The sequence below is a fragment of the Paenibacillus germinis genome (genome assembly GCF_013141785.1).
Classification (GTDB): domain Bacteria; phylum Bacillota; class Bacilli; order Paenibacillales; family NBRC-103111; genus Paenibacillus_E; species Paenibacillus_E phytorum.
Genome location: NZ_WHOC01000124.1, coordinates 47,097 through 62,615 on the forward strand (window position 1 = coordinate 47,097; position 15,519 = coordinate 62,615).

Below are 15,519 nucleotides of genomic sequence, written 5' to 3' on the forward strand. Positions count from 1 at the left end.
TATGCAACAACGAAGAGATAAAGGCGGGATCTAGGGAGCAATTGTTGCATTTTCTACAACATCATTCAATCGAGAGTAGGATTCATTCATCCGGAACCATTACCGGGCTTTCCCCGAAGACAACGTGAGCCTATTTATTCTTTTGCAACAATATGCCGAGAAACAAGCGAATATTGGCTAAATTGATGAAGCGATTGGATATTTTGTAGAGTCTAGACACAGAATTCGAGAACCAATTGGATATTTTGCAGATAGTTAAAATGGAAGCGCTAACATATAGTTAGGTTAGACATACGGCTCCTCAGCTCACACAAGCTTAAACAGTCCTCCAGGGAAACACTGTATCGCTTCGATAGCAGATTTCTAAACTCGGCAATGCTTACACTGCCAGTTTTTCTGGCGAAAAACTCAGTAGCGCTTTCGATGCCAGTTTTTCTGGCGAAAAACTCTTAGGAGGTCAACCTATGAAAAAGAACAGAAAAAAAATGTTCACCATGCTGGTTGCAACATCATTGATGGGGAGCATAGTCGTTGCATGCTCATCCAACACACCAACAGATGTCAACAGCGCTAGCCCTAAAACAACTGCCGGTGGTACGACCGCTCCTAATGCTGCTGTCACTTATCCGCTAAAAGTGGACAAAACTCTAACCTACTGGGGTGAGCTTTCAGGTAACCTAACGGGAGTAAAAGCAGCCCATGCAGATGTACCTTTTTTCCAAGACTGGCAGAAGAAAACAGGTGTTAATCTGAAGTTCAGCGCTCCTCCCACAAACCAAGCAGATCAAGCTATTAATGTACTATTAGCAACAGGTGATTTACCTGATATGATCGAGTATGATTGGCAGGGAAAATTCCCAGGTGGCCCCGAAAAAGCGATCAAAGATGGGTACATCCTTAAACTAAATGATACGATCGATAAATTTGCACCGAATTTGAAGAAGTTCCTCAAGGAGCATCCGGAAGTTGATAAACAAGTAAAAACCGATAATGGCAGCTATTATGTCTTCCCTTTCATCCGCGGCGATGATTACCTGCGTGTCTTCCAAGGCCCTATCATTAGGAAGGATTGGTTGGATGATCTGGGTCTACCTGTTCCTCAAACCATCGATGAGTGGTACACAACTCTCAAAGCCTTTAAGGAGAAAAAAGGCGCAACGGCTGCCTTCTCCGTCGTAAGTGTTCCCAGACCTTTCAACGAATTAGCAAACGGCGCTTTTGCCGGTGCCTTCGGTGTGACGCGTGATTTCTTTATCGACAATGGCACAATTAAGTTTGGTCCAGCCGAAAAGGGCTACAAAGATTTCCTAGCTACCTTCCACAAATGGTACGAAGAAGGGCTGATTGATAAAAACTTCGCAACAGCGGATGGCAAATCCTTAGACGCCAACATGGCTTCCGGTGCGACAGGTGTGACCGTACAGAATGCCGGTGGAGGCATCGGTAAATGGCAGCCGCTAATTACAGCTAAAGATCCTAAAGGCATTCTCATCGGAGCTCCATATCCGGTTCTCAAAAAAGGCGACATCCCGATGTACGGCCAGAAGGATCCCGCCAGTGCGCCCGGAGGTATGGTTGCCATCACTGCGTCATCCAAAAATATTGAAACCGCAGCGAAGCTTCTTGACTATGGCTACTCCGAAGAGGGTCATATGTTCTTCAATTTCGGAACGGAAGGCGTTGCTCATAAATTAGAGAACGGCTACCCGAAATATACGGATCTTCTCATGAAAAACCCGGATAAATTGGCACCTGCACAAGCTCTGTCGCTGTACATCCGCGGTAATTATAATGGTCCTTTCGTTCAGGATAAGCGCTATATCGAGCAATATTTGGCTTTGCAAACACAACGCGATGCCGTTTCCACTTGGCAAAAAACGGATGTTGATAAACACAAATTGCCTCCTATTACAGCTACACCGGAAGAAAGCACAGAGCTTGCCAAAATCATGACTGACCTCAATACACTAGTCGATGAAATGACGCTCAAAATTATTTTAGGAACAGAGCCAGTGGATAGCTTTGATAAATACATGGAAAAATTCAAATCCGTTAAGCTAAGCCGTGCTCTCGAAATTAAAAAGGCATCCTTAGATCGTTATAACAAAAGGTAGATGAAACGCCAGGGGGAGGGCAGCGGCTCTCCCCACTTTAACACAACGGCGAAAGGAGAGATATCATGCGTAAAGCAGGGGAAGCAACCTTCCAAATACGCTTCAAGCGCGATTTTCTGCTGAATAAATATTTATACCTGATGATGGTTCCCGTTCTGGCTTACTACTTTATCTTCCATTATGCGCCGATGTATGGAGCCTTGATTGCGTTTAAAGAATATACCCCTAATAAAGGCATTCTGGGTAGTAGCTGGGTTGGCTTCCAGCACTTTAATGATTTCTTCAGCAGCTATTATTTCTGGCGAATTCTCAAAAATACCGTCATTATTTCCCTCTACTCACTATGTTTTGAATTTCCAGCTCCGATTATTTTGGCGATTCTTATTAATGAGCTTACGAATAAAAAGTTTCAACGCTTCGTTCAGACGGTCACCTACATGCCGTATTTTATTTCACTCATCGTTATTGTCGGGATGATCAAAGATTTTACAAATAACGGCGGTTTAATTAATAACTTTCTGACTTACTTTGGCTTCAATGATACGGCAATGCTGCAGAAACCGGAATTGTTCCGAACGATCTACATTTTATCTGAAATATGGCAAAAAATAGGATGGGAATCCATTATTTACCTAGCTGCACTCATGGGCATTGACCAAGAGCAGTATGAGGCGGCGAAAATGGACGGGGCCAACAGAATCAAGCAAATTTGGCATATTACCTTACCGGGTATTCTCCCAACCATTGCGATCATGTTCATTCTACGCATGGGGAATTTGCTGAACGTAGGCTTCGAGAAAATTATTTTGCTCTACAACCCCAGCACCTACGATACGGCGGACGTCATCTCTTCTTTCGTTTATCGCAAAGGGCTCATAGAATTTGGTTGGAGCTACAGCTCAGCGGTTGGTTTGTTCAATTCTGTGATTAATCTAGCCTTACTCATTGCAGCAAACAAAATAAGCAAAAAGATAAGTGAAAACAGCTTATGGTGATGGAGGTGGTGTTGAAATGAAAACGAGCTATTCGGACAGAGTATTCGTCACGTTAATCCACGTCTTGCTGCTTATGCTTGTTGTTGTTACCCTGTATCCTCTTCTTTATGTCACCTTTGCCTCGTTTAGCGACGCCGGCCAATTGATCACGCATAAAGGGTTCCTGATTAAACCTCTGGGCTTCAGTTTAGAAGCTTACAAAAGTGTTTTTCATAACCCTGCTATTCTAAAAGGCTACCAAAATACGTTGTTTATCCTTTTCTTCGGCGTCATTACGAACCTTATTGTTACTGCTCTAGGCGCTTATGTGCTCTCCCGTAAAAATGTGATGTGGAATCGTGTCTTCATCTTCGTTGTCGTATTAACGATGTTTTTCAGCGGTGGACTTATACCTCTCTATCTGGTTGTAAAAGGCGTTGGTTTAATTGACTCACTTTGGGCGACCATTTTGCCCTTTGCCGTCAACACATTTAATTTGATCATCATGCGCACAGCCTTCATGGCAGTCCCAGAAAGCTTGGAGGAATCTGCTAAAATGGATGGGGCCAATCATTTTGTGATTCTTTTTCGCATCATCATTCCACTCTCCATGCCGGTCATTGCCGTGATGATCTTGTACTATGCCGTTGAGAAATGGAACGGGTGGTTCTATGCCTCTATCTTCTTGAAGGATCGTGACCTCTACCCGCTCCAGCTCACTTTGCGAGAAATATTAATAGCGAATAATACCGATTCCATGTCATCAGGGGCTAATGCGGCCGAGCAATTTCAAATAGGGGAAACGATTAAATATGCAACTATCATGGTAGCTTCGGTGCCTATTCTGATCCTGTATCCCTTCGTGCAAAAGTATTTCGTCAAAGGCGTCATGATTGGCGCTGTCAAAGGGTAAAACAAATCGCCGTTCGCCTCTTAAACGAGGTGACGGCGATTGCTTTATGCTAAACCGGGAGCTTCGGTTGTGTTGGGAAGACAAGAGGATTTTGCCGTAACGTTGTTCTTTTCCTTCTTTTATACATCCATAGACCGGCAAGTGCTGTTAAGACAATGGCGAGGATTCCTTCCGGACTGGGCATTGCCAAATAACTAAATTCCGCTTGCACGAGAACGAACTTTTTTAGAATCAATGTATCAATGAAGGCATTTCCAGCCATGTGCATGAAGACGGCTGGCCAAACGCTTCGAGTCATCAGCAGAATCTCACCATACAGAACCGTCATAACAATCACACCAAGCATCATGCGAGGGATATAGGTGATCATGCTTTCCGTGGTATCCACGAAAAGAAATAAATAAGGGAAATGCCACACGCCCCAAATTAACCCCACGGCAATATGAACGATAACACGATGATAACCAAGCGAATAAAGCTTTGGAGCCAAATAGCCCCTCCATGCAAATTCCTCAAAAATGTTTTTGATGAGACTTGGTACAAGAGCTAAACCGACTGCCGTCAAATAGTGAGAAGACATTGGGGATATATCCGTCCACCCCAAGCCTGAACTGATTCCGACAATCACCATGGTCATGAAGGGAAAGAATAGCAGGCTGAATATATAGAGAAATACGTTTCCTTTGACTCGAGGTTTGATGCCGAAATCTTTCCACCCATCTCCCATCCAACTGCGCAAAATGACCATCATCAGGAGGGGAGATACAATCCATATCAATTGTCCCAGACTGCCATTTTCATCCTTTCCGGCCTGCAAATCAACCAGTCGTCCGATCCAGCCGCAGCTTAACGCAACAAGCGAGAAAATAATCACGTTTCTCAGTGTCTTGTTATTCTTTACGTTCAAGGTCCCAGCTCCTCTTTTATTTTCTGTACATACTTCCCGTACCACGCCTTCAAGAAATCATAATAGTCACTCCCGAAATCCAGAGTATCCAGCCTTCTTCTCACCTTCGGGTTGTTGAGAAGCTCTTGGTTTTTCCCGAGTTGTTCCCGATTCATTTGCTGAAACATCTTCAAAGTGGACCGGACCGTTTCGATCTCATTCAAGTACATTTCAATGAGTTCGAGTTTTCTGGGATCTTCGACGTAGTTGAAGAAGAACATTTTGACGAGGGCTGGATCCCTTGGTTTGTCTAATGCGATCGGCTCACCAACCCAACTCAGGAATTCCTTTTCTCCTTCTTCAGTGATCGAGTAAACCTTCTTGTTCCTCCCCCCCTGACGCACCTCCGTTAAATGAACATGCCCATTCTGAACAAGTTTCTTTAAGGCTGGCTGTATGCTCCCTTGGCTGGAATTATAGAAAAATCCGGTACTTGCCTCCATGCTTTTCTTAAGATCATAGGACGACTTATCCCCGTCCAGCAGCAAACCCAGAATGATTTTGTCCTGCATGATGAACCTCCTTTGATTCTTGTAGACATGTCTATTAGACATATATGAAATGTATATTATTCCCTTTATTTGCTTTTGTCAACATGATTAAACAGTGCTGTCATTCATCATCTCACAAACAAACAAGGGAACCCCGAAGGATTCCCTTGTTTCTTAATCCATATAAGTCAATTACTTACGATCATTAATAGCTTTAATGATTTCGACTGGAATTTTCGGCTTTCTATCATATGTTAGAAGGCCGTTAATTTCCTGCTCAACGTCAGTTAACTGCGTGTAACAGTACCCCTGTACAACGCCTGAGTTTAGCAAAGGACGTATGACGGCACGCAGCTTTTTCTCAAAATCCTCGTCATTATCCGCCCCTGAATATCCCCAACCTTCCCATTCGCTTTTCTTGTAAGCAATACCGCCAAATTCGGTTACAAGAATCGGTTGTCCTTCATAAGGGAAGCCTTCAACAAATAAGCGGCGATTCGCTGGCATCGCATGAACAGCTTTATCGCTAGAACTATAGCGCTCTTCCAGCACACCTTCACGCCACTCATAGTCATGAATGGTGAACAGATCCGTTTTCACTAGCTCCCACCCATCGTTAGACACAACCGGACGCATCGGATCAAGCGATTTGGTCAAATGATACATGGTCAGGGCATGCTGCTGCTGCAATTTATCGATTTGAATATTAGGCACTCCCCAGCTCTCATTGAGGGGAACCCAGGCAATAATCGAAGGATGATTGTAATCGCGATCGATAGAAGCTATCCATTCATTCGTAAATCGACTAACATATTTCTCTGTATATTCGTACGCATTAGCCGCCTCGCTCCAAACGACCAATCCGAGCTTATCGCACCAGTATAGAAATCTTGGATCCTCCAGCTTTTGATGTTTCCGTGCGCCGTTAAAGCCCATTGCCTTCGTTAGCTCGACATCTTCCTTGATCGCTTCATCACTTGGCGGCGTCAAATTGCCATCTGGGAAATACCCCTGATCCAGAACCATTTTCAAAAAATAAGGGCGATTGTTCAAGCATAATTTACCGTCTTCGATGGATACCTTACGCATGCCGAAATAACTCGTTACCACATCTACAGCTTTATTATCAACCAGCAGCGTGAACGTGACATCATATAAATTCGGATGCTCCGGTGTCCACCAAGCACCGAGCCCATGATCGTTGAAATCATTAAGACGAATTTTTCTCGCACCGGAGCTGCTTCTCATCCCATACGTATCTTCCGACACGAGTTCTCCATTAAAAGATATCTCTACTTTCATCTGCTGCTTAGCATTTGAATCAGAACCCTGGATAAAGAATTGGAATTCCACTTGTTTCTCATCGATATCCGGGGTAATTTTCACTTTGTCCAAATAGCCGTCGTTAGATACCGCTTCCATCCATACGGTTTGCCAAATGCCTGTCGTTCTTGTATAAAAAATACTTGCGGAATCCGTATGCCAATATTGCTTTCCTCTCGGCAGCGTAACATCTTTGCTATAATCGACCGCTTTGACAACCAGCTTGTTCGTCCCAGCTTGAAGCGCATCCGTGATGTCTGCATGGAAAGGGGTATGACCACCTTCGTGCTTAGCAACCAGCACCCCATTCACCCAAACCGAAGCTTCGTAATCCACCGCTCCAAAGTGAAGCAGAATCCGCTTATTCTGAAAATCATCGGGTAAAGTTAGATCTCGGCGGTACCATACAACATCGTGAAACTCATTGCTCCCAATGCCGCTCAATTTACTTTGAAAAGCGAATGGCACTTGAATGGTCTTGTATAACTTTCTATTCCCTAAATGCCACTTCTCTTTACTGCCTACACGATCATCATCAAATTCAAATTCCCATTCGCCATTCAGGTTGATCCAGCTATCTCTTACAAATTGAGGTCTAGGGTACTCAGCTCGTGGTTGGTTGGTCATCGGTCATCATTGCCTCCATATAATTAATTTAAAAGTTAACTAAATAACATGAATAACTCTTAGATTATTATCATATCAAGCCCATCTAATGTCAATATGCGTTATTCAATTAACTTTCAAGTTACGATAAAAAAAGAACACCTCATCTCAGAGGTGTCCCGTTCCTTTTATCACATATTTAATCGATGTATCCGGCAAATCCCTTTTTCATTAAATAATCCATCTCAGCTTCCAAAATGGTATCTACCGCCAGCTCTGTCAATTTCACATCGGGTCTGCCCAGAATATGATCGATCAGTTCATCGCTATCAATATCAACTTCCCCTTTGGCATTTTCTTCTGCTTTGATAATAAAATCCTTCTCATACTTCAAAACCAGCTGAATTTGCTTAGGATCGGCCTTCGATTTGTCTACGATGAATTGTATTAGCTCTTGTTCGTTTAATTGCTCTGTCATTTGATGTCATCTCCTAATGGTTGTTTATGACTATTGTAGCATAGTTGTCTGTGTTTAAATTATACTCTCTTTCGAATGAAGGCTGCACCAATCATACATACAGGGATAAGAAATCCAAATGTGCAGGCATAGGTAAACCATATTTTGGAGACAAAGTTAAGAAAATAGCTTGTGTTTGGGTATGAAACAATGGATAAAACGATCATAATCATCCCTAAAGGGAAGAGCAGAGGACGAATTTCTTTCATCTTCATAATTTGAGCGAAACTGTGGGCAGAAGCATAAAAACAAATCGTAAGCTTGAAGAAGATTGTGATAAACCAGATCCCCGCCATAATAACTTCTAATCTTTCCAGAAATCCTCCAATGCTGATCATTTTCGCTAAGTTATAACTTGGATACATTTGACTTGCGGTCATACCTGCACCAAGTACAAGAATGGATATCAGGGAGATGATAATCAGTAATAATCCTGCTATTGCCGTTCCTACAAGAAACGCTTTATTCACTTCCTTGGCGCAATTTACAAAAGGAATAACCATCAATAATACGATTAGTTCCATAAATGGGGTTCCGATAAAGGGTAAGCTCGCTCTGATAATCGGCGTAAAGCCTCCGCCAAGATAAGGTTCTAGTTGAATGAGTCGGATCTGCGGCAGCAGAAAAATGACCATAGCACAAAAGAAAATCATAACCCAAGGGAAAAAAATTTCCCCGGCACGCGCAATGGTTTCAAGACCGTGCCAATTTGCCATAATTACAGCTGCGAGAAAGATAATGATTATAAACTGAAGCGGTGTATCTGGGAGAACCTGAGTTGTCATAAAGTCACCAATGTTCCGCAATACAAGAGCAGCAAGGAGGAAGAAGAAGCTGAAATAAAGGAATGAAACTATTTTTCCTATCCAAATGCCGAATATTGCCTCGCACATCTCCACCAAAGTTTGCTTAGGAAATTGCCTTACCAATACACTATATAAGTAGACTGTCAGCAATCCAAGACTTAGTGCCAGAATGGCGGCTATCCATGCATCTTGCTTTGCTTCCGCGGTGAGGCCTGCTGGGGATATTAATATGGAACTTCCTACCGTAAATAGCGTGACGAGAATGGTGAATTGCCGGATACCAATAATTCCATTTTCCATTTTTTTGCTGCTCCCTCCTCTCGTTCTATCTCATTTATTGCAAAAGCCCTAGTATGAACTCACTAACAGGTTGAAAAACAAAGGTGATCAAATCTAGAGGGTTGGGCAGCTTCATACGCAAACTTTGGGCAATGCTCAGGATTGTACCGAGCAATAATAAACAACAAAAAACAACGAAATCTTTATACTGCCTTTTCTTCCTAAGCGTTGGAATCTCCAGCATTGCGATAACTGTAGAGGCTAAAAGTATCATAATGATTGTCCACATTTTTGATCATTCCTTTAAATTTTGTACCAGAGGATCACTTACGGTGCCCAGACGACGAATCTTCACGTCTGTATTCACATATACAGGTAAATCATGGAATTCTTCCTTCCAGTTGTCTTTGTTTTTATTCCAATATTTGGGGTCCGCGCGATAAATCGCTTCACCAAAGCCGCAAATATCCACATTATATTTTTTTGCTTTTTGAATCGTCGATTCGATAATGGTTTTCACCTCTTTTTCCGATAATTTCTCCAGTTCCTCAATGGTCTGAGGATCGATAAGATCGATCTTGCATTGGACTTCACCCACATTCTGCTCAACAAAAACATCAACATTAATTTGTGGCTTGCCGTTCAAAACTTTTCCTCTCATTCTCGTTTTCGTTCGTACCACTTCTACGGCTATAATCCCGCCCGTTGGACAAGTTATATGTCCGATCGTTCTCTTAACGTTGTCTAAAATATAATTGTAGCCTTTGCTTTCTTTTTCATTAAGCCAACCGATAAGTTTGTCCTTTTTAAAAACGGCTACACCCGAATATTGCAAGAATGCAAAAGGGGCTGTTCGATTCACATTACTTTTACTTTCACTTTTACTCGGATCTCCGTTGATTTGTATGCCTGTTAATACAGGATCTTTTCCTTCTGTTTGCAGATCAGAAATTAACGTATTCAATTTCACTTTAACCGAAGGCGCCCAAATCTGTTCGGACAACTCTAAAGTTTTAAACATTTTATTTGAGGGAATTTTCTCAATAGGCGTAAGGATATTTAATATATTCGCAGCCGTTGTTCCTCTGGCTACAACGATATAGAAATCTGCTCGCATTTCATGATTCCTTGAAATCCCATCCAGTATCGGCGTAATCCCTTCTCTAGCCAATTCTTCGCTGATCACAAGAATCCGAAGATGAGAAGAGTACACCTTTCTTGGACTCTGTGTGGCAATTTTTCTTAATGCTTCAAAAATGGTTTTGGATGTAGCTTGAAAAGTGCTGACAGGCGCAGCCAGTCCGACCCCACCCTTCCTTGAAGCCACTTCAGAAGGGTTAACAATTTGAATCGTCACCTGCACTTGATCATCTTTTTTATCAAAACCCATTCCGACCGATATGGCGATATCATTAAGCTCACGCCGACTCCAACATCCCGTGAGTAAGCCAATCATAATAAACAAAACAACGAAAAGCATGACACATCTTCGCATGATGACTCCTTTATCTAGGGCCTGGGTTCAGGCTTATTGGAAGAGGCATTGTTCTCTCGAATATTGTTTTTTTGACTTATGAGTCGAGGCCTTTCATGTAAGGCCCATTGCGGCAAACGAAAAATCGTATCTTTCTGATCCGCTACGATAAAGGGTGCCATTGGCGACATATATGGAATTCCGAAGGACCTTAAACTGCACAAGTGGAGAACAATGGCGATAAGTCCAACTGTAACGCCATACAAACCAAAAGATGCCGCGATAAGCATTAAAAGAAATCTCAAAATTCGAATCGTTATCCCCATATTGAATGAAGGAATGACGAAATTGGAAATGGCCGTGATGGCCACGATAATAACCATCGCCGGAGACACCAAACCAGCTTCTACTGCGGCTTGCCCGATGACTAGTGCTCCTACAATGGAAACAGCTTGTCCGACAGTTTTCGGCAACCTAACACCGGCTTCTCGAAGAATTTCGAAGGTTATTTCCATGACGACCGCTTCTATAAAAGCTGGGAAAGGGATTCCTTCTCTTTGAGCGGCTAAACTGATCAGAAGAGAGGAAGGTAGCAGTTCTTGGTGAAAGGTGGTTATTGCAATATATAGCGATGGAGCCAACAACGAGATGAAAAAACATACATAACGTAGTAATCGAAGGAGTGTTGCAAAATCCGCACGTTGGTAATAATCCTCAGCAGATTGATAAAATTGAGTGAATAATGCAGGTGCCATAAGCACAAAAGGAGTCCCATCGACAAGAATGGCAATACGTCCTTCCATTAAGCCAGCAGCAATAACATCGGGGCGTTCCGTATTGTACAGAGTAGGAAATGGGGTGTATGTTTCGTCTTGGATCAACTCTTCGATATTGGCGCTTTCAAAAATCGCATCAATATCAATGCGCCCTAGCCGAATTCTTGCTTCCGCCACCAACTTGTCATTCACAATGCCATTCATATACATGATGGCGACATCCGTTTTCGACACACGCCCGATTGTCATGGATTCCATCCATAAGTTGGAGTCTTTTATTTTACGTCTGATCAGCGCAGCGTTGGTGCTTATCAGCTCAGTAAACCCTTCCCGAGGTCCCCTGACGACCGATTGAGTCGTTGGTTCCTCAACGGAACGATGCTCCCCGCCCTGTGTATTCGCCGCCAACCCCTGTACACATCCATCCAGTAAAATAACGGTTAACCCCGATAAAATAGATTGATATAAGGTTTCAAAATCAGGAATTTCGCGAACTTGACCGAGTGTGCTCACTGAACTTCTTAAAGCATCTAGCGGGAACTCACATGAATCAACTTTTAGATTTTCGGTGAGCAGGCTTTGAATAGCGAATGGATTAACCAGTCCATTCATGTAAATGACGCCAATTTGTATCGAATCTACATCATTAAGATGGATGGTCTGCGTAATGAGATCACTGCTATTTCCAAAGGCTTTCTTGAGTTTATCGAAGTTAAGATCCAGGGACTCCTCAAGTAATTCCTTTGAGATTGAGAAGCCATTCTGATTGATCTGAGCATCAGTTGAGTTGTTATAGTTATTTTTAAGAATTTTTTTGATGAAATCCATGGTATCGCCACCTATTCAAGTGATCTTAGTTCTTTGTTATGGACTTTCGAATCGCGGAACCACCTAGTAGGAGTACCGGGTACAAAATCCCCATGGTTAAAACGTAGGGTATCCAAGTTTTGGTATCAAATTCTGACATATATGCAACATTGGGATATACCACAAGCGAATAAACAACCAGAATCATTCCTAAAGGTAAAACGAGCGGTCGATAATCTACAACATTCAAAAATTGCGCTAGCCCTATAACGAAACCATAAAAATAAATGGTTGTCTTATAGTAAACAGTTAGAAACCATATGCCTGCTATAATGATTTCAACACGTTCCAAAAAATTACCAATGCTGATCTGTTTGGCCAAAGCATAGCTTGGATACATATGTCTTTCTGTCATTTGAACTCCCAATACCGATATGCATAAAAAGGTGATAATGACGAAAAACAATCCACCTATTAAGATAGCAATCAGAAAAGCTTTTTTTGCTTTACGAAATTGATTGACATGAACAGGAAACACCATGAATAGGACGATAAAAGGAAGTGCAGCAGTACCCGCCACCGATAAGGCTCCTTTTATCAGGGGTTTTACTCCAGTTGCGAACATGGGCTGCAGCTTTTCAATTCGAATCTCCGGTAAAAGACAAAGGACCAAAATAATAAATAGCATAATGATCCACGGAAAAAAAATCTCTGCAGCACGAATTAAGGTTTCAAGTCCAAGTCGCACCCCCATCACAACAACGAGGGCAAATATAATATTGATAGCTTGAATAGGCGTTTCAGGCATCACTTGCGTATTAATAAAATTTCCTAGATCGAACAAAACTGTAGTTGCTCCGACAAAAGAAAATAAAATAAAAAATAAGGAGATTAGTTTTCCCAGCCATTTACCAAACACTTTTTCATTATATTGAACTAACGTCATGTCGGGAAAATAATTACTAACCCTGTTGTATAAGCATACGACTAACAAATTTAGGACAACTCCCAATATAGCTGCGATCCATGCATCTTGTTTGGCATCAGCAGCAAGCCCCGATGGAATAAGTAGGATTGTCGTCCCAATCGTATAGATAATCACAAGTATAGTAAATTGGCGCACTGATATTTTAACGTCTTTCAACATAAATTCCCTCACCTAGTGATTCCATTTAATGATACTATTCCCATATTCCCATAAATCATTTACAAGATATGGATTTTCTAATTGTTTCACATCGTGATTAGCATTAAAGTATAGATAAAAAGGGGGGCTTGTATGAATTTGGAAACACGCATTGAGGCACTGGAAAAGAAGGTCAATGAACTTGAAGAACAACTGAGCATCCTGCTTGAGAAAACCACAAAGTCACAAGTTCAGCAAGTACATACGACGCAACCAACATTTGATCAAAAACCGCAATCCATGCAGCCGCACCATCTGAATGAGGTGACAATACCCATCAAGCAACCGGCGCCCCCAAGGGATTGGGAGCATTTGATCGCTCGCGTCTGGCTGCCGCGGATATTCATCGTCGTCTTTCTATTAGGTGTCCTATGGGGCTTTACAGCAGCCGTTAATGCGGGGATTATCACCGAACCCGTTCGCTGCATACTGGGCGTCATCGTCGCAGGCTTCATGTATTGGCAAGGAGAAGTCCAAATTCGCCGCAAACGCATGGCTCTGGGGCAAGTGCTGCTCGGCGGATCCAGCGGGGTCCTTATTCTATCTCTTTTCGCAGCACATATGCTGTTCGCATTGATTCCGCCTACACTTGCGTTCGTTCTATACGTCGTAACTATAGCTGCTAGTGTATTTACGGCGATCCGTCACCGCTCACAGGCACTCATGATCATTACCCTGCTCGCCGGTTATCTAGTGCCTTTCCTAGTCGACTCAGCCAAACCAAATATTTGGGTATTTGCAGGCTATGAAGGGTTATTTTCAATGGTCATGATCGTATTATCGTTGCGTTTTTCCTTTCGTGGCGCTTATTTTACAGCGTTTGGAGTCCTTCATCTTCCCTTACTCTTTTCAATTCTGTTCGCAGATGACATCGGCAGCCGACCCGCGATCCTTACCGTCGTTATTTTGCAGCATTTGCTCCTCTTTGCGATATCTGTTCTCCGTTCCAAAGACAGCCTGATTGGGCAGCGAGTCACTTTATTCCTTAGCTTCGGCCTGCTCGCGTCGTGGACGTACGGCCTATATGGCGGTTCCAAAGATCGTGTCTTCTATGAATGGATGCTAGCGATATGGTCGCTTCTCTATAGCGGTACTTCTTTCTGGCTGTATCGTCAAAAGAGAGCTTTTTCCGTTCAGCTATCCATTGCAACGTTCAGCGTTTTTCTTTGGCTCATCTATGTGCTGCACGCGGATCAAGCCGGCTCCGCCATTCTTGTAGAGGGTGCAATAGCGCTATGTTTAGGGGCTAAATTCAAAAGCAAACTGCAGCAAATCAGCGGGGCTATCACTTATTTCATTGGAATTTTGTTCGTCCTAACACATCCGATACATGATCTATTATCAGACGAATCCTTTGCGTGGCTTGTACTCGTAGCAACTATTGGCGGTCTGTATGCTTTCTTCCGTTCCACACTTGAAGAAGGCCGCGCTCGAACTGAAATTAGTCTCATCCTATTATGGATGGAGCTAATACTCTTACTTGTCTATCTCACACAGTTGACCAACTCACTGACACGAACGCTCACTTACGACTACCAACATTTAGTACTTTCAGCAGTGTGGGTTGTTTACGCCATTTTGCTCATTGTCTTTGGACTCATTGTTCAAAAGCCTAAAGCAAGACTAGTGGGTATCATTTTCTTATTCGTTACCTTACTCAAAATTATTTTCATCGACTTACCTGATGTATCTACGGCCGTTCGCGCTATCCTGTTCATCGGACTTGGAGCCATCGGTGTAGGTATTTCTAGATTGTTTTATAAACGGAAGGAATAGATTTTTCGCGGAACAAATAAGCGCGAAAACCGCGCTTACAGCGAGAGCTATACGTGCCGAAGCTCGTCCGCAGAGTATCGACTTCTCAGGAGACCGTCCCGCGCGTTCATGCAGATTAAGCTCAGAAAACGCGCTTAATCTGGAGTGCTCGAACAAATAAGCGCGAAAATCGCGCTTACAGCGAGAGCTATGCGAGCCAAAGCTCACCCGCAGAGTCCGAGAAGCCGGAAATCGACTTCTCGGCAGACTGTCCCGCGCGTCCATGCAGATTAAGCTCGGAAAACGCGCTTAATCTGGAGTACTCGAACAAATAAGCGCGAAAACCGCGCTTACAGCGAGAGCTATGCGAGCTGAAGCTCACCCGCAGAGTCCGAGAAGCCGGAAATCGGCTTCTCAGCAGACTGTCCCCCGCGTTCATGTAGATTAAGCTCGGAAAACACGCTAACCTGCTTTTCCGTGTATGGTCTAAAATGGTTACCAATGTTGTAATTACTACAACAATTCACACACCAAAAGGCTATTTTGCCGCTT

Annotated in this window: 14 protein-coding genes; 4 read left to right on the plus strand and 10 right to left on the minus strand. The window is 43.0% G+C overall.

Going from position 1 to position 15,519, the window contains the following annotated elements; translation table 11 throughout:
- Window positions 1–464: 464 nt before the first annotated feature.
- From GC102_RS23360 to GC102_RS23370, 3 genes are all read left to right on the plus strand, one after another.
- On the plus strand, window positions 465–2,114 hold the full coding sequence (locus GC102_RS23360) for a type 2 periplasmic-binding domain-containing protein (protein ID WP_171691627.1): 1,650 nt from the start codon (window positions 465–467) through the stop codon (window positions 2,112–2,114).
- A 65-nt stretch (window positions 2,115–2,179) separates the two neighbouring features.
- A complete protein-coding gene (locus GC102_RS23365) occupies window positions 2,180–3,109 on the plus strand; it encodes an ABC transporter permease (RefSeq protein ID WP_171691628.1) in 930 nt (309 codons plus the stop codon).
- Window positions 3,110–3,125: 16 nt separating this feature from the next.
- Window positions 3,126–4,001, plus strand: a complete 876-nt coding sequence (locus tag GC102_RS23370; protein WP_171691629.1) for a carbohydrate ABC transporter permease — start codon at window positions 3,126–3,128, stop codon at window positions 3,999–4,001.
- A gap of 49 nt (window positions 4,002–4,050) precedes the next feature.
- Here the strand turns inward: GC102_RS23370 and GC102_RS23375 are convergent, their stop codons facing one another.
- The 9 genes from GC102_RS23375 to GC102_RS23415 all read right to left on the minus strand — a co-directional run bounded on the left by GC102_RS23375 (window position 4,051) and on the right by GC102_RS23415 (window position 13,173).
- A complete protein-coding gene (locus tag GC102_RS23375) occupies window positions 4,051–4,908 on the minus strand; it encodes a type II CAAX endopeptidase family protein (protein WP_171691630.1) in 858 nt (285 codons plus the stop codon).
- Window positions 4,905–5,459, minus strand: a complete 555-nt coding sequence (locus GC102_RS23380) for a PadR family transcriptional regulator (protein ID WP_171691631.1) — start codon at window positions 5,457–5,459, stop codon at window positions 4,905–4,907. Before GC102_RS23380 ends, GC102_RS23375 begins: the two co-directional genes overlap by 4 nt.
- Window positions 5,460–5,630: 171 nt before the next feature.
- A complete protein-coding gene (locus tag GC102_RS23385) occupies window positions 5,631–7,388 on the minus strand; it encodes a glycoside hydrolase family 2 protein (RefSeq protein WP_171691632.1) in 1,758 nt (585 codons plus the stop codon).
- Window positions 7,389–7,566: 178 nt separating this feature from the next.
- Window positions 7,567–7,845, minus strand: coding sequence for a hypothetical protein (locus tag GC102_RS23390; protein ID WP_171641599.1), 279 nt, complete (start codon window positions 7,843–7,845; stop codon window positions 7,567–7,569).
- A 59-nt stretch (window positions 7,846–7,904) separates the two neighbouring features.
- Window positions 7,905–8,990 (minus strand): GerAB/ArcD/ProY family transporter, encoded by a 1,086-nt coding sequence (locus tag GC102_RS23395; RefSeq protein WP_171641601.1) that lies wholly within the window; start codon window positions 8,988–8,990, stop codon window positions 7,905–7,907.
- Between the two features lie 34 nt (window positions 8,991–9,024).
- Window positions 9,025–9,258: a hypothetical protein gene (locus GC102_RS23400; protein ID WP_171641603.1), complete on the minus strand. Its 234-nt coding sequence runs from the start codon at window positions 9,256–9,258 to the stop codon at window positions 9,025–9,027.
- A 6-nt stretch (window positions 9,259–9,264) separates the two neighbouring features.
- The gene (locus GC102_RS23405; protein ID WP_171641604.1) at window positions 9,265–10,464 is read right to left on the minus strand and encodes a Ger(x)C family spore germination protein; all 1,200 of its coding nucleotides are present in this window, start codon (window positions 10,462–10,464) and stop codon (window positions 9,265–9,267) included.
- A 14-nt stretch (window positions 10,465–10,478) separates the two neighbouring features.
- Complete coding sequence (locus GC102_RS23410) at window positions 10,479–12,047, minus strand: spore germination protein (RefSeq protein WP_171641606.1); 1,569 nt, start codon at window positions 12,045–12,047, stop codon at window positions 10,479–10,481.
- Window positions 12,048–12,072: 25 nt separating this feature from the next.
- A complete protein-coding gene (locus GC102_RS23415) occupies window positions 12,073–13,173 on the minus strand; it encodes a GerAB/ArcD/ProY family transporter (protein WP_171641608.1) in 1,101 nt (366 codons plus the stop codon).
- 132 nt (window positions 13,174–13,305) lie between these two features.
- Between GC102_RS23415 and GC102_RS23420 the strand changes: the two genes are divergently transcribed.
- Window positions 13,306–14,988, plus strand: coding sequence for a DUF2339 domain-containing protein (locus GC102_RS23420; protein ID WP_171691633.1), 1,683 nt, complete (start codon window positions 13,306–13,308; stop codon window positions 14,986–14,988).
- A 341-nt stretch (window positions 14,989–15,329) separates the two neighbouring features.
- On the opposite strand, the gene GC102_RS39140 is transcribed toward GC102_RS23420, so the two are convergent.
- Window positions 15,330–15,519, minus strand: a 190-nt coding sequence (locus GC102_RS39140; protein ID WP_216628141.1) for a hypothetical protein, incomplete at its 5' end; no start/stop codon positions are given.